The organism is Kosakonia beeri (genome assembly GCF_054165705.1).
This window is the reverse complement of the sequence record NZ_CM135106.1, coordinates 2,070,314-2,092,689: the sequence shown is the minus strand read 5'-3', so window position 1 is coordinate 2,092,689 and position 22,376 is coordinate 2,070,314. Positions and strand designations below refer to the sequence as shown.

Genomic DNA, 22,376 nt, shown 5'->3' with positions numbered 1-22,376 from the left:
ACAGCAGGGCGACAAATGACCGAATTCATGTTCACGCAACACCAAGTTGTTTCAGTCAACGGAGTATTACATGTCCAGAAGGCTTCGCAGAACCAAAATCGTTACTACTTTAGGCCCGGCCACCGATCGCGATAACAACCTCGAAAAGGTTATTGCTGCGGGTGCTAACGTAGTGCGTATGAACTTCTCTCACGGGACACCGGAAGATCATAAGTTACGCGCCGATAAAGTGCGTGAGATTGCGGCAAAACTGGGACGTCATGTTGCTATCCTTGGCGATTTACAAGGGCCAAAAATTCGCGTTTCCACCTTTAAGGAAGGCAAAGTCTTCCTGAATATCGGTGATAAATTCTTGCTGGACGCCAATCTGGGTAAAGGCGAAGGCGATAAAGAAAAAGTCGGTATCGATTACAAAGGCCTGCCAGCAGACGTCGTGCCAGGCGATATCCTGCTGCTGGATGATGGTCGTGTGCAGTTAAAAGTGCTGGAAGTTCAGGGCATGAAAGTGTTTACCGAAGTGACCGTCGGTGGCCCGCTCTCCAACAATAAAGGCATTAACAAACTCGGCGGTGGTCTTTCTGCGGAAGCCCTGACCGAAAAAGATAAAGCAGACATTGTTACCGCTGCGCTGATCGGCGTGGATTACCTTGCTGTCTCCTTCCCGCGCTGCGGGGAAGATCTGAACTATGCTCGCCGCCTGGCGCGCGATGCTGGTTGTGATGCCAAAATCGTCGCCAAAGTTGAACGTGCCGAAGCGGTCTGCAACCAGGATGCCATGGATGATGTAATCCTCGCCTCTGACGTTGTGATGGTAGCCCGTGGTGACCTGGGCGTGGAAATCGGCGATCCGGAACTGGTCGGCATTCAGAAAGCGTTGATTCGTCGCGCACGCCAGCTGAACCGTTCTGTGATCACCGCCACCCAGATGATGGAGTCGATGATCACTAACCCCATGCCAACCCGCGCAGAAGTCATGGACGTCGCGAACGCCGTGCTGGATGGTACCGATGCGGTCATGCTCTCAGCCGAAACCGCGGCCGGTCAGTACCCTTCTGAAACGGTGGCAGCAATGGCGCGCGTGTGCCTCGGGGCAGAGAAAATCCCAAGCATCAACGTTTCTAAACACCGTCTGGATATTCAGTTCGACAACGTGGAAGAAGCCATTGCGATGTCGGCAATGTATGCCGCTAACCACCTGAAGGGTGTCACTGCCATTATCACCATGACCGAGTCAGGACGTACTGCGCTGATGACGTCACGTATCAGTTCCGGTCTGCCGATTTTTGCACTGTCGCGCCATGAACGTACGCTGAATCTGACTGCGCTGTACCGCGGTGTTACACCGGTCTATTTCGACAGCCATAACGAGGGGGTGGCTGCGGCTCACGACGCGGTCACTTTGCTGCGTGACAAAGGCTATCTGCTCTCCGGCGACCTGGTGATTGTGACCCAGGGCGATGTGATGAGCACCATCGGCACCACTAACACCACCCGTATTCTGACCGTCGAATAATCAGGAACGGAAAGTAAAAGGCCTCTCATCACGAGAGGCCTTTTTTATGCTTTATTTCCGGGGATACAGCTCATTACGCCGGTAAGGTTCGGTTTCACCGGATTTGCGTGTTTTTAATAATTTCAGGATCCAGGTGTATTGCTCCGGATGTGGCCCGACAAACACTTCGACTTCTTCGTTCATCCGCCGGGCAATGGTGTTGTCGTCTGCGGTAAGCAGATCATCCATCGGTGGGCGAACCTGAATAATCAGTCGGTGCGAATGTGCGTCATAGATCGGGAATAAGGGAACAACACGCGCCCGGCAAACCTTCATCAGACGCCCAATGGCCGGAAGCGTTGCTTTGTAAGTCGCAAAGAAGTCGACAAACTCGCTGTGCTCAGGGCCATGATCCTGGTCCGGCAGATAGTAGCCCCAGTAACCCTGACGTATCGACTGGATAAACGGTTTAATCCCATCGTTGCGCGCATGCAAGCGCCCGCCAAAACGTCGACGCACGCTGTTCCACACGTAGTCGTAAACCTTGTTGCCCTGATTGTGGAACATCGCCGCCATTTTCTGCCCCTGTGAAGACATCAGCATGGCTGGAATATCCACACCCCAGCCGTGCGGCACCAGAAAAATGACTTTTTCATCATTATTGCGCATTTCATCAATGATCGCTTTTCCCTGCCACTCCACACGAGGCATGACTTTTTCCGGGCCACGAATCGCCAGTTCAGCCATCAGAACCATCGCCTGCGGCGCCGTGGCAAACATATCATCAATGATCGCTTCCCGTTCCGCTTCGCTTTTTTCAGGGAAGCAATAGAGAAGGTTAATCTGGGCGCGGCGGCGCGCGCTTTTACCGAATTTCCCTGCCAGGCGGCCCAGCTTGCCCAGTAGCGGATCGCGCATTTTTGCCGGGATCATCGCGACGCCAGCAAACGCGAGCACGCCCAGCCAGGCACCCCAGTTGCGCGGGTGACGGAATTCGCTCTCGAATTCCGGAATGTACTCACTGTTATTTTTTTTCGTTTCCATGCATCGTCCGCAGGCCAGAAATCAAAAATCAGAAAAGATAATCGGATAGTGTAGCGAGCCGCTTTCTTTCGCACAAAAGAAAAAGCCGATGCGGGTGAGACATCGGCTTCAGACGCACACTTAACAGGCAAATCAGTCGAAGCGTAACTGCGGTAAGACTTCTTTCACCTGCGCCAGGTAATCGGTACGATCCGAACCGCTCAGACCTTCCGTTCTTGGCAGCTTCGCCGTTAAAGGGTTCACTGCCTGCTGGTTAATCCATACTTCGTAATGCAGGTGCGGGCCGGTAGAGCGCCCGGTATTTCCGGACAACGCGATACGATCGCCACGTTTCACTTTCTGCCCGTTTTTCACCAGCAACTTACGCAAATGCATATAACGCGTGGTATAGGTGCGACCATGTCGGATAGCCACATAATAACCTGCCGCGCCGCTACGTTTGGCTACCACCACTTCGCCGTCTCCTACAGAGAGGACTGGCGTACCTTGTGGCATGGCAAAGTCGACACCTTTATGAGGTGCAACACGCCCGGTCACCGGGTTCAGACGGCGCGGATTGAAGTTAGACGACACGCGGAACTGCTTCGAGGTGGGGAAACGCATAAAACCTTTCGCCAGGCCTGTACCGTTCCGATCGTAAAATTTGCCATCCTCTGCACGAATCGCGTAGTAGTCTTTGCCATCAGAGCGGAGACGGACACCGACCAGTTGGCTCTGCTCCTGCTTACCTTCCAGCATTTCGCGGGACATCAGAACGGAGAACTCATCGCCTTTTTTCAGCTTACGGAAGTCCATTTGCCACTGCATGGCTTTAATAACGGAACTGATTTCACCGCTGGTCAGCCCCGCTTCTCGGGCGCTGGCCACGAAGCTGCCGCCAACGGTGCCTTTCATCACTTTGTTGACCCAGTCGCCCTGCTGCATTTCACTGCTCATTTTGAACGCGCCGCTATCGGTACGATCGTAAGTGCGTGTTTCGCGACGGGACATTTCCCAGGTCAGGCGTTGCAAATCCCCGTCCGCAGTCAGCGTCCAGGAGATCTGTTGACCGATTTTCAGGTTACGCAGCTCTTTATCCGCTGCGGCAAGCTGGCTGATATCGCCCATATCAATGCCGTACTGATTGAGGATACTGCTTAGCGTATCGCCGGTAGAGACGACATATTCATGAACCCCGGCTTCGCTGGCGGTCTTATCATCCAGTTCATCCTGTGGAATATCTTCCACTTCATCCGGCATGGTTTGATCGATAGGTTCGCTGGCTTCAGGCAACAACGAGCGGACTTCACTTTTTTTCAGCTCGATGGTTTTGACAATCGGCGCGGAGACCGATTCAGGGTGATAAACATAAGGTCGCCAGACGGCGACCGTAAGCGTGAGAACTGTAAGTGACCCCAGCATAACGCGATGGGGTCGGGGCAGATTGTTAAATGCCAGGGCGACAGAGCGGGCTATCTGTTGCACGTATTCACTTCCTCGTTAATCTCCTTTCAGGCAGCTCGTATACTGGTTAGCTAGCTGGGCAAGGAACTGTGAATAGCTCTCTTTGCCTGGCTTGATACTGATCCCAAGTGGATCCAACGTTCCCATTCGAACGGATGTCCCTCTGGCAACAGCTTCAACGACCGCTGGCCTGAACTGTGGCTCAGCAAAAACGCAGGTTGCTTTTTGCTCAACCAACTGTGTTCTGATTTCATGTAAACGCTGCGCACCAGGTTGAATTTCGGGGTTGACGGTAAAGTGACCCAATGGAGTCAGCCCGTAATGCTTTTCAAAATAGCCGTAGGCGTCATGAAAAACGAAATACCCCTTCCCCTTCAGCGGTGCCAGCTCGTTTCCGACCTGTTTGTCGACCTGAGTCAATGATGCCTCAAAAGCCTGCAGGTTGGCGTCAAGCTTGGCTCGACTTTGCGGCATAACTTCCACTAATTTATCGTGGATTGCAACCGCCGAAAGCCGCGCTATCTCTGGGGAAAGCCACAGGTGCATGTTGTAGTCGCCGTGATGGTGATGCTCATCACCTTTTTCGCTCGCATGCTGGTGATCGTCATGATGATGTTCATCGTCATCCTCACCTTTCATCAGCAAAGATTTCACCCCTTCAAGCTCAGCCATCGTTATGCGTTTTTTCTCGGGAATTTGCTGCGCAGATTTAGCCATAAACGCTTCCATGTCCGGCCCGACCCAAAATACTAAGTCCGCGTTCTGTAAGCGTTTTACATCAGAAGGACGCAATGAATAGTCGTGTTCGGATGCGCCGTCAGGCAACAACACGTCGGTGGTTGTTACGCCATCGGCAATAGCTGATGCGATAAAACCCAGAGGCTTTAAAGAGGTTACGACTGCGGCGTCAGCAGTTTGTGCTGCCCCACCCAGAAGCGCAGCGGATAACGCTGCGCAAAGAAGCGTATTTTTATGTAACATAATGCGTCTATTGATCGTAATGAGTAAGTGGAATGTGATATTATAACATTCGACAACTTGTGCAACCCCTTAAATGCTATGACGAATCTTGTAACGCTAGAAAAAGTCACCGTCGCCTTTGGTCAACGGCGCGTCTTATCTGATATTTCGCTAAATTTATGCCCCGGCAAAATTCTGACGTTGCTGGGTCCCAATGGCGCAGGAAAATCGACGCTGGTGCGCGTCGTGCTTGGGCTCGTAGCACCGGACGCCGGTACTATCAAGCGCGAAAAAAATCTGCGTATCGGCTATGTGCCGCAAAAACTGCATCTTGATGCAACGCTCCCACTGACTGTCGGGCGTTTTTTACGTTTGCGCCCGGGAACACGTAAAGAAGAGATCGTTCCGGCGTTGAAACGCGTGCAGGCGGCGCATCTTGTTGATGCTCCGATGCAAAAACTCTCCGGTGGCGAGACGCAGCGGGTCTTGCTGGCACGGGCATTGCTCAACCGTCCCCAGTTGCTGGTGCTCGACGAACCCACTCAGGGCGTAGACGTCAATGGCCAGGTGGCGCTGTACGATCTCATCGACCAGTTGCGCAAAGAGCTGGACTGCGCCGTATTGATGGTGTCTCACGACTTACACCTGGTCATGGCGAAAACGGATGAAGTGCTGTGCCTTAACCACCACATATGTTGTTCAGGTACGCCGGAAGTGGTTTCCATGCACCCCGAATTTATTTCGATGTTCGGCCAGCGGGGGGCAGAACAGCTCGGCATTTATCGCCATAACCATAATCACCGCCATGATTTACAAGGCCGCATTGTATTGCGCCAGGGTAACGGACGCTCATGATTGAATTATTACTGCCCGGCTGGTTTGCTGGCGTGATGCTGGCCTGCGCGGCTGGCCCGCTGGGTTCTTTTGTTGTCTGGCGTCGAATGTCCTATTTTGGCGATACGCTGGCGCACGCCTCCCTGCTCGGAGTGGCGTTTGGTTTTCTGCTCGATGTGAATCCGTTTTATGCGGTAATCGCCGTGACACTGCTGCTCGCAGCGGGTCTGGTATGGCTGGAAAAACGTCCGCATCTGGCAGTAGACACATTGCTCGGTATTATGGCGCATAGCGCTTTATCGCTGGGTCTTGTAGTCGTTAGCCTGATGTCGAATATTCGCGTTGACCTGATGGCCTACCTTTTCGGCGACTTGCTGGCTGTAACTCCGCAGGATCTGCTATTTATTGCCATGGGCGTTGTCGTGGTGGTGGGGATTTTGCTTTGGCAATGGCGCAGCCTGCTATCAATGACAATCAGCCCTGAACTGGCTTTTGTTGATGGCGTGAAACTGCAGCGCGTGAAGCTGCTGCTCATGCTGGTGACGGCCCTGACGATCGGCGTGGCGATGAAATTCGTCGGCGCACTGATTATTACATCACTGTTAATCATTCCGGCCGCTACGGCCCGCCGTTTTGCGCGCACGCCGGAGCAGATGGCCGGTATAGCGGTAGGCGTTGGCATGATTGCCGTTACCGGCGGGTTAGCATTCTCGGCGCTGTATGACACGCCAGCAGGCCCTTCCGTGGTGTTGTGCGCCGCAGTGCTGTTTATCGTTAGTATGACGAAGAAAACGGCTAGCTAAGAAGCAAAGCCGGACAAGGCCGGATGTTGTTCACATCCGGCGTTTTTCAGGGCATCTCTGGCGGAGTAATGCCAAAGTGGTTCCAGGCCCGAACGGTTGCCATGCGTCCACGCGGCGTACGTTGTAAAAAACCTTGCTGGATGAGATAAGGTTCCAGTACGTCTTCAATCGTTTCCCGCTCTTCGCCGATAGCCGCCGCCAGGTTATCCAGACCCACTGGCCCGCCAAAAAACTTATCAATAACTGCCAACAGCAGCTTGCGATCCATATAATCAAAGCCTTCGGCATCGACGTTCAGCATGTCCAGCGCCTGCGCGGCAATCCCGGCCGTGATGTCGCCGTTATGCTTTACCTCGGCAAAGTCCCGTACGCGTCGCAGCAGCCTGTTGGCGATACGCGGTGTACCACGAGAACGTCGCGCCACTTCCAGCGCACCTTCCTCACTCATCTCCAGCCCCATAAAGCGCGCGCTACGACCGACAATATGTTGCAGGTCGGCGACCTGGTAGAACTCAAGACGTTGCACTATGCCAAAACGATCGCGCAGTGGCGAGGTCAGTGAACCCGCACGTGTGGTCGCACCAATTAGGGTAAAGGGAGGGAGATCGATCTTGATGGAACGCGCCGCCGGACCTTCGCCAATCATGATATCCAGTTGATAGTCTTCCATCGCTGGATACAGCACCTCTTCCACTACCGGCGAAAGGCGGTGAATCTCATCAATAAACAGCACATCGTGCGGTTCTAAGTTGGTGAGCATGGCCGCCAAATCGCCCGCTTTCTCCAGAACCGGGCCAGATGTGGTGCGCAGATTCACGCCCATCTCGTTGGCGACAATATTCGCCAGAGTTGTTTTCCCTAAACCGGGCGGGCCAAAGATAAGAAGATGGTCAAGCGCATCACCACGCAGTTTTGCCGCCTGGATAAAGATCTCCATCTGAGAACGAACCTGAGGCTGGCCAACATATTCGTCGAGCAGTTTCGGGCGAATAGCGCGGTCGGCGATCTCTTCCACGTTAGTGCTGGCGGGTGCGACCAGGCGATCTGCTTCAATCATCCTCTACCTCACAACGCTGCGCGCAGCGCTTCACGGATCAGGGTTTCACTGTTGGCATCCGGACGCGCGATTTTACTCACCATCCGGCTGGCTTCCTGAGGTTTATAGCCCAGCGCTACCAGCGCGGCAACAGCTTCTTGTTCTGCATCGTCTGCCGCCGGGCCGGCAGGGGAAGTCAGCACCAGATCCGCCGCAGGTGTAAAGAGATCGCCATGCAACCCCTTAAAGCGGTCCTTCATTTCGACAATCAGGCGCTCAGCCGTTTTCTTACCGATGCCCGGCAGTTTGATAAGCGCGGCGGGATCTTCACGCTCGACCGAATTCACAAACTGTTGCGCCGACATGCCAGAAAGGATCGCCAGTGCAAGTTTCGGCCCGACACCGTTGGTTTTAATCAACTCACGGAACAGGGTACGTTCCTGCTTATTATTAAAACCGAACAGCAGTTGAGCATCTTCACGCACCACGAAATGCGTGAAGACAATCGCCTCTTTTCCAGCGTCCGGTAATTCATAAAAACAGGTCATTGGCATATGCACTTCGTAGCCCACGCCCCCTGCTTCCAGCACCACTAACGGGGGTTGTTTTTCAACAATAATGCCTCTGAGTCTGCCTATCACGTGACGCTCCTGCGGTAAGGGCTTAAATTCTAATGTTGTATCATAAAAAAAGGCTGGATAGATATCCAGCCGATTCTGCAGGAAAAACGCGCGGTATTCAGGAATTCGCGTAATAGGCGCTATCAGCCAGATCTGCCAGCAATTCACGCTGCTGGGGCTGCCAACCCAGTACGTCGCGAGTCCGGGCACTGGACGCCGCCATGTCTGCCGCAGCAAAGGCAGCAAACCAGCCAAAATGTTCAGGACTGCGTGACTCAGCCGGTAGACCCAGCATTTTGCCGATGGCTATCGCAATGTCGCGCATGGGTATCCCCTCTTCCGCGACGGCGTGATACACCGGTTGTGTAACGCCAGTTTCTAATACCCGTCGGTACACTTTCGCCGCATCAAGACGATGCACCGCCGCCCAGCGGTTTGAGCCCTCTCCTGGCCAGGCTGCCACGCCTGTTTTCTTCGCCAGCGCGATCAGGTTGGGCACAAAACCGTGATCGCCAACGCCATGTACCGTTGGCGCCAGGCGAATGCTCGCAGCCCGGATACCTTTTTCCACCAGCTCTTGCGCTGCCAGCTCCGAACGACGCAAGTATTCCGGCCCGCTGGCAGGTTTATCCGTTTCGTTTGCCAGTCGCCCCTGTACCAATCGCGCCAGACCTGATGTCACCAGTAAAGGGCGATGACTGCCTTTTAACGCTTCGCCCAACGTTTCGATAGCCCGTTGATCCTGGGCGCAATTGTCTGCAAAGCGGGAAAAATCGTGATTAAACGCGGTATGGATCACCGCATCGGCGTGCATGGCGGCATCAAACAGGATCTGGCGATCGTCCAGCGTCCCGTAAATTACCTGCCCGCCAGCCGCCAGTAATGCCTGCGCTTTATCGGTATTTCTTGCCAGCCCCGTCACGTGATGCCCGGCTGCCAGTAATTCCGCCGCTACCGTTGCGCCAACCCAGCCGGTCGCGCCCGTCAGAAAAACATGCATGCGTGTGTCTCCTTATGTTGACTCGCGCGCCTATCCTTATAAATATCCTTAGCAGAGAAAAGTAGTGACGTTATCGTGGTATAAGGACTAACAGGATGCATAGCGTGACACAGCCTAAAGATCTTGGTGATTATCTCAAATCCCGCCGTGCGCAATTGGACCCGCAAACACTGGGTTTCCATACCGGTCGGCGGCGTACGCCGGGATTACGGCGCGAAGAAGTCGCGCACCTGGCCTGTATCAGCGCCACCTGGTATACCTGGCTCGAACAGGGACGCGGCGGTACGCCGTCGGCGGAAGTACTAGAGCGCATTTGCCAGGCACTGCGGCTTTCTGAGCGGGAACGTGAGCATGTTTTTCATCTTGGTTTGGGGCGTGCGCCTGGCGTGCATTACAACCCGACAGGCACGATAAGCGCGCGGCTGCAAAACGTACTGGATCATATGCCCTTTAGCCCGGCGTTAATCCGCAATGCCACCTGGGATGTACTCGCCTGGAACAAAGCCGCCACCGTGGTGTTATCGGATTATCCCTCACTGCCTTTCCAGCAGCGCAATATTTTGCGGAGGATGTTTCTCAATCCTCATGTACGCGCGATGCAAAACGACTGGCAAGGATTGACGCGTTTTTTGGTTGCAGCCTTTCGTGCTGATGCAGTTCGGGCCGGTGCGGTTGCCGAAATCCGCCCACTGGTGGAGGAACTCAGTGCTGCATCAGCTGAGTTTGCCGCGCTGTGGCAGGAAAACGATATTGAGGGGATGGAGGAAGGTACCAAGATCCTGCTGCATGCCCGCGCAGGGCAATTGTCGCTGGAATATTCGAGTTTCTCCGTTGAAGGACAACCCGACCTGACAATGGTGGTCTATAACCCCTCCAGTGAAGAGGATGCCCGGAAAATCCGTTCTTTGTTATAAAAAAAGCGCCTGCAAAGGCGCTTTTTAACGTAATCTTCCACGCGCCAGACTAAGGCGAGAACTGCTTACCTGTACCGCATTCTGACTGACATGGCAGTGTGTAATGGCGATAGCCAGCGCATCGGCGGCATCTGCCTGTGGATTGGCAGGGAGTTTCAGCAGGTTACGCACCATGTGCTGAACCTGACTTTTTTCCGCACTGCCAATGCCGACAACGGTCTGTTTAACCTGCCTGGCGGCATACTCAAACACCGGCAATTCCTGGTTAACCGCAGCAACAATCGCCACACCACGCGCCTGCCCCAGTTTAAGCGCCGAGTCGGCGTTTTTCGCCATAAACACTTGTTCAATGGCGAAATAATCAGGCTGGAACTGAGTGATGATTTCCGTCACGCCTGCATAGATCAGTTTCAGACGCGACGGTAAATCGTCCACTTTAGTGCGGATGCAGCCGCTGCCGAGGTAAGTCAGCTGGCGGCCTGTCTGGCGGATCACACCATAACCGGTGATACGTGAACCCGGGTCGATCCCGAGAATTATCGCCATCATGCATCTCCGCTTGGCTTCATTATCCTGCAACCCCTGATACCCAACCTATTTCAGTTCACAGGAAGGCGGCTACGCAGTGCATCCCCAGGAGCGTAGAGAGACTCCGTGACTGGAGTGTGCGATGAAAGCCAACGCTCCAGTGGGTTGCAAGATGGCAGGTATTACAGCGTTGCCGCGACTTCGTCGGAGATCTCACCGTTATGGTAAACTTCCTGCACGTCATCGCAGTCTTCCAGCATATCGATCAGACGCAGCAGTTTCGGCGCTGTTTCTGCATCCATATCCGCTTTCGTGGACGGGATCATAGAAACTTCTGCGTTGTCTGCTTTCAGGCCAGCGGCTTCCAGCGCGTCACGCACAGTACCCATCTCTTCCCACGCGGTGTAAACGTCAATGGCACCGTCATCGAAGGTCACCACATCTTCCGCACCCGCTTCCAGCGCCGCTTCCATAATGGTGTCTTCATCGCCCGCTTCAAAAGAGATCACCCCTTTTTTGCTGAAGAGATATGCCACAGAACCATCAGTACCCAGGTTGCCGCCACATTTGCTAAACGCGTGACGCACTTCAGCCACGGTACGGTTACGGTTATCACTCAGGCACTCCACCATCACCGCGGTGCCGCCAGGACCGTAACCTTCATAAATGATGGTTTCCATGTTTGCATCGTCGTCACCGCCAACGCCGCGCGCAATCGCCCTGTTCAGGGTGTCACGGGTCATGTTATTGCTCAGCGCTTTATCAACCGCTGCACGCAGACGCGGGTTGGAAGCAATGTCACCGCCGCCCAGACGTGCCGCAGTGACCAGCTCACGAATAATTTTGGTAAAAATCTTACCGCGTTTGGCATCCTGTGCCGCTTTGCGGTGCTTGGTGTTGGCCCATTTACTATGACCTGCCATAAGAAACTCTCCAATAAAGCCTTTTCCCGTAAACCCGTCGCTCAGTCAGTGAGTGGCCCCCGTTTGCGTCGGCGTCCTGCTGCTGCAAGCACCGACCCAGGAGGGCGTTTCGCCTTACAGAGATCCTCAGTTCCGGGAAAATTCGTCGGCGTTAATTACAAATTCTTCAATCGCCTGCCGGTTGCTCCATGACTTGGTTAATGCCGCCGCTGCGGGCGCATCAAGCCAGCGGTACGCCAGATGTTCGCTAAAAACAATCTGACGTTCATGGGGCAGCGCAAGACAAAACCATGACTCGGTATTGTGCGTAACGCCCGGCGCGTAGCGATGACGTAAATGACTAAAGATTTCATACTCCACCGTGCGCTGACAGTCGACTAAGGCCAGTTGCTCCTGCGCAACATCAATATCGACCTCTTCCTTTACTTCACGCGCGGCGGCTTGCGACGCTACCTCCCCCTCTTCCAGACTGCCGGTAACCGACTGCCAGAAATTAGGATCGTCACGTCGCTGCAACATCAGCACCCGTTTCGTATCTTGCGCATAAATCACGACCAGTACAGAGACAGGGTGCTTAAATGGCATATTACTTATTCTCCGGGGTCTCTTTTTTGACCACCGAAATGCCTAATTCCACCAGCGAAGCCGGGTTGGCAAAGCTTGGCGCTTCGGTCATCAGACACGCAGCCGCGGTGGTTTTCGGGAAAGCGATAACATCACGAATATTGTCTGTACCGGTCAGCAACATGGTCAGACGATCCAGACCAAACGCCAGACCTGCATGCGGCGGTGTACCATATTTCAGCGCGTCCAGCAGGAAGCCAAACTTCTCACGCTGTTCCTGTTCGTTAATGCCCAGAATGCTGAACACCGTCTGCTGCATATCGCCACTATGGATACGCACAGAACCACCACCCACTTCATAGCCGTTAATGACCATATCGTAGGCATTAGCAACGGCCTCTTCCGGCGCAGCTTTTAGCTCTGCGGCGGTCATGTCTTTCGGCGAGGTGAACGGATGGTGCATAGCCGTCAGGCCGCCTTCGCCGTCATCTTCAAACATCGGGAAGTCAATAACCCATAGCGGTGCCCACTTACCTTCATCGGTAATATTCAGGTCCTTGCCCACTTTCAGACGCAGCGCGCCCAGCGCATCGGCCACCACTTTTTTGTTGTCTGCGCCGAAGAAAATCATGTCGCCATCCTGCGCGCCAGTGCGCTCAAGTATAGCGCTCACGATCTCTGCGTTGAGGAACTTGGCGACCGGGCTGGTGATCCCTTCCAGACCGTTGGCGGCTTCATTGACTTTAATATAGGCGAGGCCTTTCGCACCGTAGATTTCGATAAACTTGCCGTAGTCGTCAATCTGTTTACGGCTAAGCTGTGCGCCACCCGGAACACGCAAGGCGGCAACACGGCCTTTCGGATCGTTTGCCGGGCCGGAGAAGACTTTAAACTCAACCGCTTTCAGCAGGTCGGCAACATCTACCAGTTCCATTGGGTTACGCAGATCTGGTTTATCGGAGCCGTAACGACGCTCAGCTTCAGCAAAAGTCATGATCGGGAAATCACCCAGATCAACACCTTTGATTTCAAGCCACAGTTGACGAACCAGCGCTTCCATCACTTCGCGCACCTGCGGTGCCGTCATAAAGGAAGTTTCCACATCGATCTGGGTAAATTCCGGCTGGCGATCGGCACGCAAGTCTTCGTCGCGGAAGCATTTAACGATCTGGTAGTAGCGGTCGAAACCCGACATCATCAGCAACTGTTTGAACAGCTGAGGCGACTGCGGCAGCGCATAGAACTTGCCTTTGTGCACGCGGCTCGGCACGAGGTAGTCGCGCGCACCTTCCGGCGTCGCTTTGGTCAACATCGGGGTTTCGATGTCGAGGAAACCGTGATCGTCCATAAAACGGCGTACAAAACTGGTGATTTTGGCGCGGGTTTTCAGTCGCTGCGCCATTTCCGGGCGACGCAGGTCGAGATAACGGTACTTCAGACGCGCTTCTTCGGTGTTGACGTGGTTGGAGTCCAGCGGCAGCACATCGGAACGGTTGATAATGTTCAGTTCGGTCGCGAACACTTCAACTTCACCGGTAGCCATATCTTTGTTGACGTTTTTTGCATCGCGCGCCCGCACGGTACCGGTGATTTGAATACAGAACTCATTACGCAGTTCAGACGCGAGCTGGAACGCATCCTGACGGTCCGGGTCGAAAAACACCTGCACGATGCCTTCACGATCGCGCATATCAATAAAGATAAGGCTACCGAGGTCACGACGACGATTGACCCACCCACAAAGCGTTACTTGCTGTCCGACATGGGACTGATTGAGCTGCCCGCAATATACTGTACGCATGAGATATCCTTTAATTAGCTGCGTGCGACCCGTCACCTGCGTTCAGGCGCTTTGGTAGCAGCTATTTTCGTATGTCACAACTGGATGAAAAAAGGGGGCTATTATACTGGAAATTATGCGTGACGATAAGCCCGCGTCCGACTGTACGCGCGTTTGCTGCGCGCTTATTGCGCATTCTCACAAAATTTAACAAAAATTGTAAACCGCGCATGCAGCGTTACCGCGTAAGGTAACCGCCGACATCATTCATTTTGCAGGAGTTATTATGCTGGAGCTCAATGCCGAAAAAACCGCGCTGGTCGTGATCGACTTACAGGAAGGCATCCTTCCTTTCGCAGGCGGTCCGCATACCGCGCAGGACGTGGTTGCCCGCGCCGCCACGCTGGCGGAGAAATTTCGTGCAAACGGTTCGCCAGTTGTGCTGGTGCGCGTGGGCTGGTCGGAAGATTTTGCCGAAGCGCTGAAACAGCCTGTCGATGCCCCTGCCGGCGGCCATACGCTGCCCGCAAACTGGTGGGACTATCCCGACGCGTTGGGTAAAAAAGCAAGCGATATAGAAGTAACCAAACGCCAGTGGGGCGCGTTTTACGGGACCGATTTAGAACTGCAATTGCGCCGTCGCGGTGTTGATACCATCGTCCTGTGCGGGATTTCGACCAATATTGGGGTTGAATCGACTGCCCGCAACGCCTGGGAGCTCGGTTTCTCGCTGGTCATTGCCGAGGACGCCTGCAGCGCGGGCAGTAGCGATCAACACCAGGGCAGTATGACCCACATTTTCCCGCGTATTGGTCGTGTACGCAGTACGAATGAGATCCTCCAGGCGCTATGATCTACATCGGCTTACCGCAATGGTCGCACCCTAAATGGGTGCGCCTTGGCATCACCAGCCTCGCAGACTACGCCCGCTACTTTAATTGCGTGGAGGGTAACACCACGCTTTACGCACTGCCGAAAGCGGAAATTGTCGATCGCTGGCGCGATCAAACCACGGATGATTTCCGCTTCTGTTTTAAATTCCCGGCAACCATTTCCCATCAGGCGGCACTGCGAGATTGCGCCGATCTAACAGCAGAATTCTTCACCCGTATGTCACCACTGTCGAACCGAATTGGGCAGTACTGGCTTCAGATGCCGCCCGTATTTGGCCCGCGCGATTTGCCTGCTCTGTGGACCTTTCTTGACGCATTGCCCGCAGAATTCACTTACGGCGTTGAGGTTCGCCATCCCTCTTTTTTTGCCAAACGGGAAGACGAGAAAATGTTAAATCAGGGACTGCGCGCCCGGGGAGTGAACAGAGTGATGCTGGATAGCCGGCCGGTTCATAGTGCGGTGCAGCATAGCGAAGCGGTGATAGAGGCGCAGCGTAAAAAGCCCAAAGTGCCGGTACACGCACTGCTCACCGCCAGCCATCCGATGGTGCGCTTTATCGGCAGTGACAATATGCAACAAAACCGCGAACTGTTTGCCGTCTGGCTAACTAAATTGCCGCTCTGGGAGCAGACCACCACACCTTATCTTTTTTTGCATACGCCAGATATTGCGCATGCGCCGGAGCTGGTCGAAACGTTGTGGCAGGATTTGTATACAGCGCTTCCCTGTATTGGCAACGCCCCTTCTCTGCCGCAGCAATCTTCTCTTTTTTGAGTGGACAACCTATCATTGTAAAGCGGTCACCGATGCCTAAAAGGGAGTTTGTATGGTTAGCGCGCTTTATGCCGTATTGGGTGCGTTGTTGCTGCTGAAGTTTTCAATGGATCTTTCCCGACTGCGCATGCAGTATCGCGTGAGTTATGGCGATGGTGGATTTAGCGAATTACAGAGTGCCATTCGTATTCATGGCAATGCTGTAGAGTACCTGCCCATCGCGATTATTCTGCTCCTCTTTATGGAGATGAACGGAGCCGAAACCTGGATGGTGCATGCTTGTGGGCTTCTGTTGATAGCAGGCCGCCTGATGCATTATTACGGTTATTATCACCGTCTGTTTCGCTGGCGTCGTTCCGGCATGAGCGCCACCTGGTGTTCACTGGTACTGATGGTGCTGGCAAACCTGTGGTATATGCCCTGGGAGTTGGTTTTCTCCCTGCATTAGCGCACAATACGCCCCTTTGTTTTCCCGGATATTTACACTATGTCTCACCGCGACACGCTTTTTTCTGCGCCTATCGCCAGCCTGGGCGACTGGACTTTTGACGAACGGGTAGCTGAAGTCTTCCCGGACATGATCCAGCGTTCCGTACCGGGTTACTCCAATATTATCTCGATGATCGGCATGCTGGCGGAGCGTTTTGTGCAACCCGCGACGCAGGTCTATGATCTTGGTTGCTCGCTTGGCGCCGCCACCCTCTCTATCCGTCGCAATATTGCGCACACTGATTGCCATATCATTGCTGTCGATAACTCTCCAGCGATGGTCGAGCGCTGTCGGCGTCATATCGACGCCTATAAAGCGCCTACGCCAGTGACGGTCATTGAAGGGGATATCCGCGACATCACAATCGAAAACGCTTCAATGGTGGTACTCAACTTCACGCTGCAGTTCCTTGAGCCGCATGACCGGCTGGCTCTGTTGAAGAAGATCCACCAGGGGCTGAACCCGGGCGGAGCGCTGGTGCTATCAGAAAAATTCAGTTTTGAAGACCACACCGTCGGCGAGCTGCTCTTTAACATGCACCATGACTTTAAACGTGCCAATGGCTACAGCGAACTGGAGATCAGCCAGAAACGGAGCATGCTGGAAAATGTGATGCTGACCGACTCTGTCGAGACCCATAAAGCTCGCCTGCGTGAAGCGGGTTTTGAACACAGTGAATTGTGGTTCCAGTGTTTTAACTTTGGTTCTCTGGTCGCGCTGAAGGCGGACAACGCATGATTGAATTTGGTCGTTTTTATCAGCAAATCGCTGTCGGTCCTTTAGCCCACTGGCTGGATACCCTGCCTGCGCAAATCTCCAGCTGGCAGCGCGAAGCCCTGCATGGGCAATTTAAACAATGGAATAATGCGGTGGAGTTTCTGCCGTCTGTCACCCCGGCCAGGCTGGATCTGCAAAATAGCGTGACGGCGCAGAGCGCGGAGCCACTTAGCCCTGGTCAGTTAAAAGGCATGGAGACGCTACTGCGTAATCTGATGCCCTGGCGTAAAGGCCCCTTCTCCCTTTACGGTATTGATATTGATACCGAATGGCGCTCTGACTGGAAATGGGAACGTGTTCTGCCGCATCTTTCCGATTTACGCGGACGTACCATTCTTGATGTGGGCTGCGGCAGCGGGTATCACCTGTGGCGCATGATAGGTGCCGGGGCCTCGCTGGCGGTTGGAATCGATCCGACACAACTGTTTTTATGCCAGTTTGAAGCGGTGCGCAAACTGCTGGGTGATGATCGCCGGGCGCATTTGTTGCCGCTGGGCATTGAGCAACTGCCTGCGCTTAATGCTTTTGACACCGTTTTCTCGATGGGCGTGCTCTACCATCGTCGTTCTCCGCTGGAACATCTTTGGCAGCTCAAAGATCAGTTGGTTAAAGAGGGTGAGCTCGTGCTGGAAACGCTGGTGGTCGAAGGCGACGAACATACTGTGCTGGTGCCAGGCGATCGTTATGCGCAAATGCGTAACGTTTACTTTATTCCCTCCGCACTGGCGCTGAAAAACTGGCTGGAGAAATGCGGTTTTATTGATGTGCGTATTGCCGATATCAGCGTGACCAGCACCGACGAGCAGCGTCGCACACCCTGGATGATCAGCGAGTCACTGGCCGATTTCCTCGATCCGGCAGACAGCACTAAAACCGTTGAGGGTTACCCCGCACCGCAGCGTGCCGTATTGATTGCGCGTAAACCTTAAGATAAAAAAAGACCCCTGTTAATGGCAGGGGCCTGGTACGAGCAAGCATCATATTGGGCGACATGATGCGCGGTAAAAATCGTTTTCAGCGGTGATGGTCGTGGATCTTCTTTTTCATCGCCGCCACTGAATTTCCGTCAACGCCGTAGCGGGCATATTCATCCGCGCTGGCATCTGAAGACATCGATAATCCTGTATTGCGATAACGCATTGGCGATGCTGTCCAGCAACCTGCCGAACTGTGCACCTCTTTCACACCCGCAGTGAGAAAGCGTTCGAGGTTTTCAGGACGTACCCCCGCACCCGCCATAATGATTGGAACACCGGATCGGTCATTTAGTTCCCGAATAATTGAAAGACCTTTTTCCGCCGACGCTTGCTGCCCGGAAGTCAGAATGCGCGCGACACCCAATTCTGCCAATATATCAAAGGCTTGTCGCGGTTCAGCACACATGTCAAAGGCGCGATGAAAAGTGACCGCCATTCCCTGCGCAGCGGCCATTACCTTGCGCATTCGCGCCTGATCCACACCCCCATCCTCATCAAGGATCCCGATAACCAGCCCCGGGAAACCAAGCTCACGCAGAAAGTGGATATCTTCCAACATGGCGGAAAACTCATCATCGCGATAACAAAAATCGCCGCCGCGCGGACGGATAATGGGATGCACCGGGATCGTTACAGCCTTGCGAATGGCTTTCAATGCCCCGTAAGAAGGGGTTAAACCGCCCTCTTTCGGTGCAGCGCAAAATTCTATGCGATCGGCCCCATGCTGTTGGGCGATCACCGCGTCATCAACGCCATAGCAACAGATTTCCAGTAATGTCATCACGCCTCCCTTTTTGCACTATGAGGGCAGGTGCACGGCGCCCCACCGCTCACAGCCTTGTCGTTCATTGTTCGCTGGCGACGATAGCCTCAATGGTCCACGGATGAAATTTCACCGTGACTTTACCATCGGTCACCGCCAGCGTCGGGTTGGGTAATCGTTCACGTTCGCCTTTAGGCGAACTTGTTTTCACTGCGATACCTGGCTGGCTCAGCCCTTCATCTGCAATCAGCTCCAGCGCACGGGCATTCAGCGTTTCCGGCGCACCCGGCAAAACAATCTCAATATGCTCCCAGCCTTCGTGGGGGTAGCGTTTTTCACCCGGCCACGGCAGTTCGATAACGTCGAATTGCCAGTGCGCCACGCACACAGGTTCACGCAGTTTGAACAGACAGATAGGACGGCCATTGATCACGTTTTCCGACAGTAGCTCCCCGCACTGCTCAAAACCGCGCCGCCAGCGTTCCGCCGTCGTATTCTGGTGGCAACGCAGGGAGATATGATCGGCGTTTAAGGGTGCAATATTCAGCCCAAGACGGGTAGTCAATTTTTGCAAATCGTCGCTAAAACGCGGCAAATCTTCCGCGATATCCCGCAACTCTTCGAGTGTTTGCCAATGGCTCATAACAGTGCTCGCAAGTCATAACAAAGCCCATAATCTACCGTGTTATGCAGTGCTGACGCCACCGGGCATTTGCAGTATACTCCCGGCTTTATTAAACACCCGGACGCCGCCTCTGCTTTGCGGCGTCCTAAATGTAAGGTATCCCGGTGAATATTCAGGCACTTCTCTCAGAAAAAGTCAGTCAGGCCATGATTGCGGCAGGCGCTCCAGAAGATTGCGAAGCGCAGGTCCGCCAGTCAGCAAAAGTTCAGTTTGGCGACTATCAGGCTAACGGCGTGATGGCAGTTGCAAAAAAACTGGGCATGGCACCGCGACAACTGGCCGAGCAAGTTCTGACCCACCTCTCACTTGACGGGATTGCCAGTAAGGTTGAAATCGCCGGGCCAGGCTTTATCAATATTTTTCTTGCGCCGACGTTTCTTGCCGAACATGTCAGCGAAGCGCTGAAGTCCGACCGTCTTGGTATTACCCGTCCGCAGCCGCAAACTATCGTTATCGATTATTCCGCGCCAAACGTAGCGAAAGAGATGCACGTCGGCCACCTGCGCTCCACCATTATCGGCGACGCTTCCGTACGTACCCAGGAACTGCTGGGTCATAACGTGATCCGTGCAAACCATGTGGGCGACTGGGGCACCCAGTTCGGTATGCTGATCGCTTACCTGGAATTGCAACAGCAGGAAAATGCGGGCGAGATGGCGCTGGCGGATCTCGAAGGGTTCTACCGCGAAGCGAAAAAGCACTACGATGAAGATGCCGAATTTGCCGAACGTGCGCGCGGCTACGTGGTGAAACTGCAGGGCGGCGACGCGTACTGCCGCGAAATGTGGCGTAAACTGGTCGACATCACCATGAGTCAGAATCAGAAAACGTACGAGCGTCTGAACGTCACCCTGACCCGCAAAGATGTGATGGGTGAAAGCTTATATAACCCTATGTTGCCGGGTATCGTTGCAGATCTACGGGAAAAAGGCCTGGCAGTGGAAAGCGAAGGTGCCACTGTGGTGTTCCTGGATGAATACCAGAACAAAGAAGGCGAACCGATGGGCGTCATCATCCAGAAAAAAGATGGCGGCTACCTCTACACCACAACCGATATCGCCTGCGCGAAGTACCGTTATGAAACGCTGCATGCCGACCGCGTGCTTTACTACATTGACTCCCGCCAGCACCAGCATCTGATGCAGGCCTGGACGATTGTGCGTAAAGCCGGGTATGTGCCAGATTCCGTGCCGCTGGAACACCACATGTTCGGCATGATGCTGGGTAAAGACGGCAAGCCGTTTAAAACCCGTGCCGGTGGGACAGTAAAACTTTCCGATCTGCTGGATGAAGCGCTGGAACGCGCTCGTCGCCTTGTCGCTGAGAAAAACCCGGATATGCCAGCCGATGAGCTGGAAAAACTGGCGAACGCAGTGGGTATCGGCGCAGTAAAATATGCTGATCTGTCGAAAAACCGCACCACCGACTATGTGTTCGACTGGGATAATATGCTGGCGTTTGAAGGCAATACCGCACCCTACATGCAATACGCTTATACGCGTGTGCTGTCAGTGTTCCGTAAAGCGGGTGTTGAAGAAAGTATTCTGGAAAATGCGCCCGTACTGATCAACGAAGAGCGCGAGTCACAACTGGCTGCCCGCCTGTTGCAGTTCGAAGAGACGCTGAATGTCGTGGCGCGCGAAGGGACTCCGCACGTTATGTGCGCCTATCTGTACGATCTGGCCGGGCTGTTCTCTGGTTTTTACGAGCACTGCCCAATCCTCAGTGCGGAAAGCGATGAGGTGCGTCTGAGCCGACTGAAGTTGGCACAGTTGACGGCGAAGACTCTGAAACTGGGGCTGGATACGTTGGGTATCGAAACGGTGGAACGCATGTAATCGTTGCCGCCGGCAGTAACCGACCCGGCAAAAACGCACTTGCCTCATCAGGCATAAAAAACCCCGGCTACCCGGGGTTTTTCTTTTTTGCATCGTCAGAAATACTTACGCAAATATTCCGTCAGACACAGCATTGCCATCGCCTGCCCGTATGGCATCGAGGTCAGCGGGATCTGACGATAGAATTCCAAATCGCTGCCCATACCGGTACCAAACGAAACCTGCAACAATTCCCCTTCCGGCGAAATATGGCCAACAATGGCTTTTACCGCTTTTTCAGCCACTTCCGTGTAATCAGCACTGATATAACGCTTGCGCAACGCTTTCAAAATCCCGTAGGCAAATCCGGCTGTTGCCGAGGCTTCCAGATAGGAGTCGGCATCGTCCAGCAAGGTATGCCACAGCCCGCTTTCATGCTGGCATTTCGCCAGCGCGGCGATTTGCGCATTCAGGACCTGCACGAGATAGCGGCGCACGGCGTTGTTTTCTGGCAGATCCACCAGCTCCAGGAAGTCCGGGATCACAATGGTCAGCCAGCTGTTACCACGCGCCCAGCGAGCACTGGCAAAGTTATGATTACCGTCGTAATTCCAGCCGTGGAACCAAAGTCCGGTCTGCCGATCCATCAGGTTCTGTACATGCAGAAGGAACTGATATACCGCCTCTTCCACATAGTCGGGGCGATGGAGTAACTTACCGATTTTCGCCAGCGGCAGCACCGTCATCATCAGTGTGTCATCCCACATCTGCTGATGGTTTTCCTCCGCCAGGGTAATGTGCTGCATGCCGCCATGTTCCGTGCGTGGCATCTCATTCATTGCCCACTCGGCCCAGGTTTCCAGCCAGGGCAGGTAGCTCGGGTTACCGGTTTCCTCGTAGCGATACGCCAGCGTCAGGAACGGTGCCATGGTGTTGACGTTCTTGGTGGTTGCCCCCTCGGCAAAACGGTCAGCGAACCAGCTATCGATCACGTCGCGAATGGTTTCATCACCCGTCTGGCGGTAGTACTGATACATGCCATACAGGCCCACACCGTGTGTCCATTCCCAGCCAGCCCAGCCTTTGGTATCAATCACCCGCCCATCGTCGAGACGCAGTAAAAACTCGCCGGTGTTATCGTGAATATTGACCAGGTTATGCGTGATTTTTCGGATCAACGCTTTCAGTTCATCACGGGCGATAAAACGCTCTGGCTGACGTAATAACGGGCTGTGTTTGACAGGCCAAACCTTCATAT

Annotated in this window: 23 protein-coding genes; 10 read left to right on the top strand and 13 right to left on the bottom strand. The window is 54.0% G+C overall.

Annotated elements, in window-relative coordinates:
* Positions 1-70 precede the first annotated feature (70 nt).
* Positions 71-1,513 carry a pyruvate kinase gene (gene pyk / locus ACUY4S_RS10015; RefSeq protein WP_312691636.1) on the top strand — a complete coding sequence of 481 codons (1,443 nt, stop codon included), beginning with the start codon at positions 71-73 and terminating at the stop codon, positions 1,511-1,513.
* A gap of 51 nt (positions 1,514-1,564) precedes the next feature.
* Here pyk and lpxM read toward each other — a convergent pair whose 3' ends face one another.
* From lpxM to znuA, 3 genes are all read right to left on the bottom strand, one after another.
* Entirely contained in the window at positions 1,565-2,536 is a 972-nt protein-coding gene (lpxM, locus tag ACUY4S_RS10010) for a lauroyl-Kdo(2)-lipid IV(A) myristoyltransferase (RefSeq protein ID WP_312691635.1), read from the bottom strand.
* Between the two features lie 132 nt (positions 2,537-2,668).
* Entirely contained in the window at positions 2,669-4,000 is a 1,332-nt protein-coding gene (gene mepM / locus ACUY4S_RS10005; protein ID WP_312691634.1) for a murein DD-endopeptidase MepM, read from the bottom strand.
* Between the two features lie 15 nt (positions 4,001-4,015).
* A complete protein-coding gene (gene znuA / locus ACUY4S_RS10000; RefSeq protein WP_458023106.1) occupies positions 4,016-4,960 on the bottom strand; it encodes a zinc ABC transporter substrate-binding protein ZnuA in 945 nt (314 codons plus the stop codon).
* A 78-nt stretch (positions 4,961-5,038) separates the two neighbouring features.
* Here znuA and znuC point away from each other — a divergent pair, with 78 nt between their 5' ends.
* Both znuC and znuB read left to right on the top strand, forming a co-directional pair.
* Positions 5,039-5,794, top strand: a complete 756-nt coding sequence (gene znuC, locus ACUY4S_RS09995; RefSeq protein ID WP_458023105.1) for a zinc ABC transporter ATP-binding protein ZnuC — start codon at positions 5,039-5,041, stop codon at positions 5,792-5,794.
* Positions 5,791-6,576, top strand: a complete 786-nt coding sequence (gene znuB, locus ACUY4S_RS09990; RefSeq protein WP_312691631.1) for a zinc ABC transporter permease subunit ZnuB — start codon at positions 5,791-5,793, stop codon at positions 6,574-6,576. Before znuC ends, znuB begins: the two co-directional genes overlap by 4 nt.
* Positions 6,577-6,622: 46 nt before the next feature.
* On the opposite strand, the gene ruvB is transcribed toward znuB, so the two are convergent.
* The 3 genes from ruvB to ACUY4S_RS09975 all read right to left on the bottom strand — a co-directional run bounded on the left by ruvB (position 6,623) and on the right by ACUY4S_RS09975 (position 9,232).
* A complete protein-coding gene (gene ruvB, locus ACUY4S_RS09985) occupies positions 6,623-7,633 on the bottom strand; it encodes a Holliday junction branch migration DNA helicase RuvB (protein ID WP_312691630.1) in 1,011 nt (336 codons plus the stop codon).
* Between the two features lie 8 nt (positions 7,634-7,641).
* The gene (gene ruvA, locus ACUY4S_RS09980; protein ID WP_312691629.1) at positions 7,642-8,253 is read right to left on the bottom strand and encodes a Holliday junction branch migration protein RuvA; all 612 of its coding nucleotides are present in this window, start codon (positions 8,251-8,253) and stop codon (positions 7,642-7,644) included.
* Between the two features lie 97 nt (positions 8,254-8,350).
* The gene (locus ACUY4S_RS09975; RefSeq protein WP_458023104.1) at positions 8,351-9,232 is read right to left on the bottom strand and encodes an SDR family oxidoreductase; all 882 of its coding nucleotides are present in this window, start codon (positions 9,230-9,232) and stop codon (positions 8,351-8,353) included.
* 95 nt (positions 9,233-9,327) lie between these two features.
* Between ACUY4S_RS09975 and ACUY4S_RS09970 the strand changes: the two genes are divergently transcribed.
* On the top strand, positions 9,328-10,146 hold the full coding sequence (locus ACUY4S_RS09970) for a helix-turn-helix transcriptional regulator (RefSeq protein WP_458023103.1): 819 nt from the start codon (positions 9,328-9,330) through the stop codon (positions 10,144-10,146).
* A 24-nt stretch (positions 10,147-10,170) separates the two neighbouring features.
* On the opposite strand, the gene ruvC is transcribed toward ACUY4S_RS09970, so the two are convergent.
* The 4 genes from ruvC to aspS all read right to left on the bottom strand — a co-directional run bounded on the left by ruvC (position 10,171) and on the right by aspS (position 13,962).
* Positions 10,171-10,692: a crossover junction endodeoxyribonuclease RuvC gene (ruvC, locus tag ACUY4S_RS09965; RefSeq protein WP_458023111.1), complete on the bottom strand. Its 522-nt coding sequence runs from the start codon at positions 10,690-10,692 to the stop codon at positions 10,171-10,173.
* A 164-nt stretch (positions 10,693-10,856) separates the two neighbouring features.
* Positions 10,857-11,597: a YebC/PmpR family DNA-binding transcriptional regulator gene (locus ACUY4S_RS09960; protein ID WP_039056641.1), complete on the bottom strand. Its 741-nt coding sequence runs from the start codon at positions 11,595-11,597 to the stop codon at positions 10,857-10,859.
* Between the two features lie 126 nt (positions 11,598-11,723).
* Positions 11,724-12,182 carry a dihydroneopterin triphosphate diphosphatase gene (nudB, locus tag ACUY4S_RS09955; protein ID WP_458023102.1) on the bottom strand — a complete coding sequence of 153 codons (459 nt, stop codon included), beginning with the start codon at positions 12,180-12,182 and terminating at the stop codon, positions 11,724-11,726.
* 1 nt (position 12,183) lies between these two features.
* Positions 12,184-13,962, bottom strand: coding sequence for an aspartate--tRNA ligase (gene aspS, locus ACUY4S_RS09950; RefSeq protein WP_312691626.1), 1,779 nt, complete (start codon positions 13,960-13,962; stop codon positions 12,184-12,186).
* Between the two features lie 265 nt (positions 13,963-14,227).
* Here aspS and ACUY4S_RS09945 point away from each other — a divergent pair, with 265 nt between their 5' ends.
* From ACUY4S_RS09945 to cmoB, 5 genes are read left to right on the top strand one after another with little or no spacing between them, the layout of a single operon-like run.
* Positions 14,228-14,794 carry a hydrolase gene (locus ACUY4S_RS09945; protein ID WP_458023101.1) on the top strand — a complete coding sequence of 189 codons (567 nt, stop codon included), beginning with the start codon at positions 14,228-14,230 and terminating at the stop codon, positions 14,792-14,794.
* Positions 14,791-15,609: a DUF72 domain-containing protein gene (locus ACUY4S_RS09940; RefSeq protein ID WP_458023100.1), complete on the top strand. Its 819-nt coding sequence runs from the start codon at positions 14,791-14,793 to the stop codon at positions 15,607-15,609. Before ACUY4S_RS09945 ends, ACUY4S_RS09940 begins: the two co-directional genes overlap by 4 nt.
* 52 nt (positions 15,610-15,661) lie before the next feature.
* On the top strand, positions 15,662-16,057 hold the full coding sequence (locus ACUY4S_RS09935) for an MAPEG family protein (protein ID WP_458023099.1): 396 nt from the start codon (positions 15,662-15,664) through the stop codon (positions 16,055-16,057).
* 39 nt (positions 16,058-16,096) lie between these two features.
* Positions 16,097-16,837, top strand: coding sequence for a carboxy-S-adenosyl-L-methionine synthase CmoA (gene cmoA, locus ACUY4S_RS09930; RefSeq protein ID WP_458023098.1), 741 nt, complete (start codon positions 16,097-16,099; stop codon positions 16,835-16,837).
* Complete coding sequence (gene cmoB / locus ACUY4S_RS09925) at positions 16,834-17,805, top strand: tRNA 5-methoxyuridine(34)/uridine 5-oxyacetic acid(34) synthase CmoB (RefSeq protein ID WP_312691621.1); 972 nt, start codon at positions 16,834-16,836, stop codon at positions 17,803-17,805. Before cmoA ends, cmoB begins: the two co-directional genes overlap by 4 nt.
* Before the next feature lie 85 nt (positions 17,806-17,890).
* Here the strand turns inward: cmoB and cutC are convergent, their stop codons facing one another.
* Positions 17,891-18,634, bottom strand: coding sequence for a copper homeostasis protein CutC (cutC, locus tag ACUY4S_RS09920; protein ID WP_312691620.1), 744 nt, complete (start codon positions 18,632-18,634; stop codon positions 17,891-17,893).
* Positions 18,635-18,698: 64 nt separating this feature from the next.
* Positions 18,699-19,259 carry a VOC family protein gene (locus ACUY4S_RS09915; protein WP_458023097.1) on the bottom strand — a complete coding sequence of 187 codons (561 nt, stop codon included), beginning with the start codon at positions 19,257-19,259 and terminating at the stop codon, positions 18,699-18,701.
* Between the two features lie 146 nt (positions 19,260-19,405).
* Here ACUY4S_RS09915 and argS point away from each other — a divergent pair, with 146 nt between their 5' ends.
* Positions 19,406-21,139 (top strand): arginine--tRNA ligase, encoded by a 1,734-nt coding sequence (argS, locus tag ACUY4S_RS09910; protein WP_312691618.1) that lies wholly within the window; start codon positions 19,406-19,408, stop codon positions 21,137-21,139.
* Positions 21,140-21,234: 95 nt separating this feature from the next.
* Here argS and bglB read toward each other — a convergent pair whose 3' ends face one another.
* Positions 21,235-22,374 carry a beta-galactosidase BglB gene (bglB, locus tag ACUY4S_RS09905; RefSeq protein WP_458023096.1) on the bottom strand — a complete coding sequence of 380 codons (1,140 nt, stop codon included), beginning with the start codon at positions 22,372-22,374 and terminating at the stop codon, positions 21,235-21,237.
* Between the last annotated feature and the right edge of the window lie 2 nt (positions 22,375-22,376).

Bases quoted from the DNA above. Each gene is read 5' to 3' on its own strand.
- pyk (WP_312691636.1), top strand. From the start codon at position 71: ATGTCCAGAAGGCTTCGCAGAACCAAAATCGTTACTACTTTAGGCCCG.
- lpxM (WP_312691635.1), bottom strand. From the start codon at position 2,536: ATGGAAACGAAAAAAAATAACAGTGAGTACATTCCGGAATTCGAGAGC.
- znuA (WP_458023106.1), bottom strand. From the start codon at position 4,960: ATGTTACATAAAAATACGCTTCTTTGCGCAGCGTTATCCGCTGCGCTT.
- znuC (WP_458023105.1), top strand. From the start codon at position 5,039: ATGACGAATCTTGTAACGCTAGAAAAAGTCACCGTCGCCTTTGGTCAA.
- znuB (WP_312691631.1), top strand. From the start codon at position 5,791: ATGATTGAATTATTACTGCCCGGCTGGTTTGCTGGCGTGATGCTGGCC.
- ruvB (WP_312691630.1), bottom strand. From the start codon at position 7,633: ATGATTGAAGCAGATCGCCTGGTCGCACCCGCCAGCACTAACGTGGAA.
- ACUY4S_RS09975 (WP_458023104.1), bottom strand. From the start codon at position 9,232: ATGCATGTTTTTCTGACGGGCGCGACCGGCTGGGTTGGCGCAACGGTA.
- ACUY4S_RS09970 (WP_458023103.1), top strand. From the start codon at position 9,328: ATGCATAGCGTGACACAGCCTAAAGATCTTGGTGATTATCTCAAATCC.
- ruvC (WP_458023111.1), bottom strand. From the start codon at position 10,692: ATGGCGATAATTCTCGGGATCGACCCGGGTTCACGTATCACCGGTTAT.
- ACUY4S_RS09960 (WP_039056641.1), bottom strand. From the start codon at position 11,597: ATGGCAGGTCATAGTAAATGGGCCAACACCAAGCACCGCAAAGCGGCA.
- nudB (WP_458023102.1), bottom strand. From the start codon at position 12,182: ATGCCATTTAAGCACCCTGTCTCTGTACTGGTCGTGATTTATGCGCAA.
- aspS (WP_312691626.1), bottom strand. From the start codon at position 13,962: ATGCGTACAGTATATTGCGGGCAGCTCAATCAGTCCCATGTCGGACAG.
- ACUY4S_RS09945 (WP_458023101.1), top strand. From the start codon at position 14,228: ATGCTGGAGCTCAATGCCGAAAAAACCGCGCTGGTCGTGATCGACTTA.
- ACUY4S_RS09940 (WP_458023100.1), top strand. From the start codon at position 14,791: ATGATCTACATCGGCTTACCGCAATGGTCGCACCCTAAATGGGTGCGC.
- ACUY4S_RS09935 (WP_458023099.1), top strand. From the start codon at position 15,662: ATGGTTAGCGCGCTTTATGCCGTATTGGGTGCGTTGTTGCTGCTGAAG.
- cmoA (WP_458023098.1), top strand. From the start codon at position 16,097: ATGTCTCACCGCGACACGCTTTTTTCTGCGCCTATCGCCAGCCTGGGC.
- cmoB (WP_312691621.1), top strand. From the start codon at position 16,834: ATGATTGAATTTGGTCGTTTTTATCAGCAAATCGCTGTCGGTCCTTTA.
- cutC (WP_312691620.1), bottom strand. From the start codon at position 18,634: ATGACATTACTGGAAATCTGTTGCTATGGCGTTGATGACGCGGTGATC.
- ACUY4S_RS09915 (WP_458023097.1), bottom strand. From the start codon at position 19,259: ATGAGCCATTGGCAAACACTCGAAGAGTTGCGGGATATCGCGGAAGAT.
- bglB (WP_458023096.1), bottom strand. From the start codon at position 22,374: ATGAAGGTTTGGCCTGTCAAACACAGCCCGTTATTACGTCAGCCAGAG.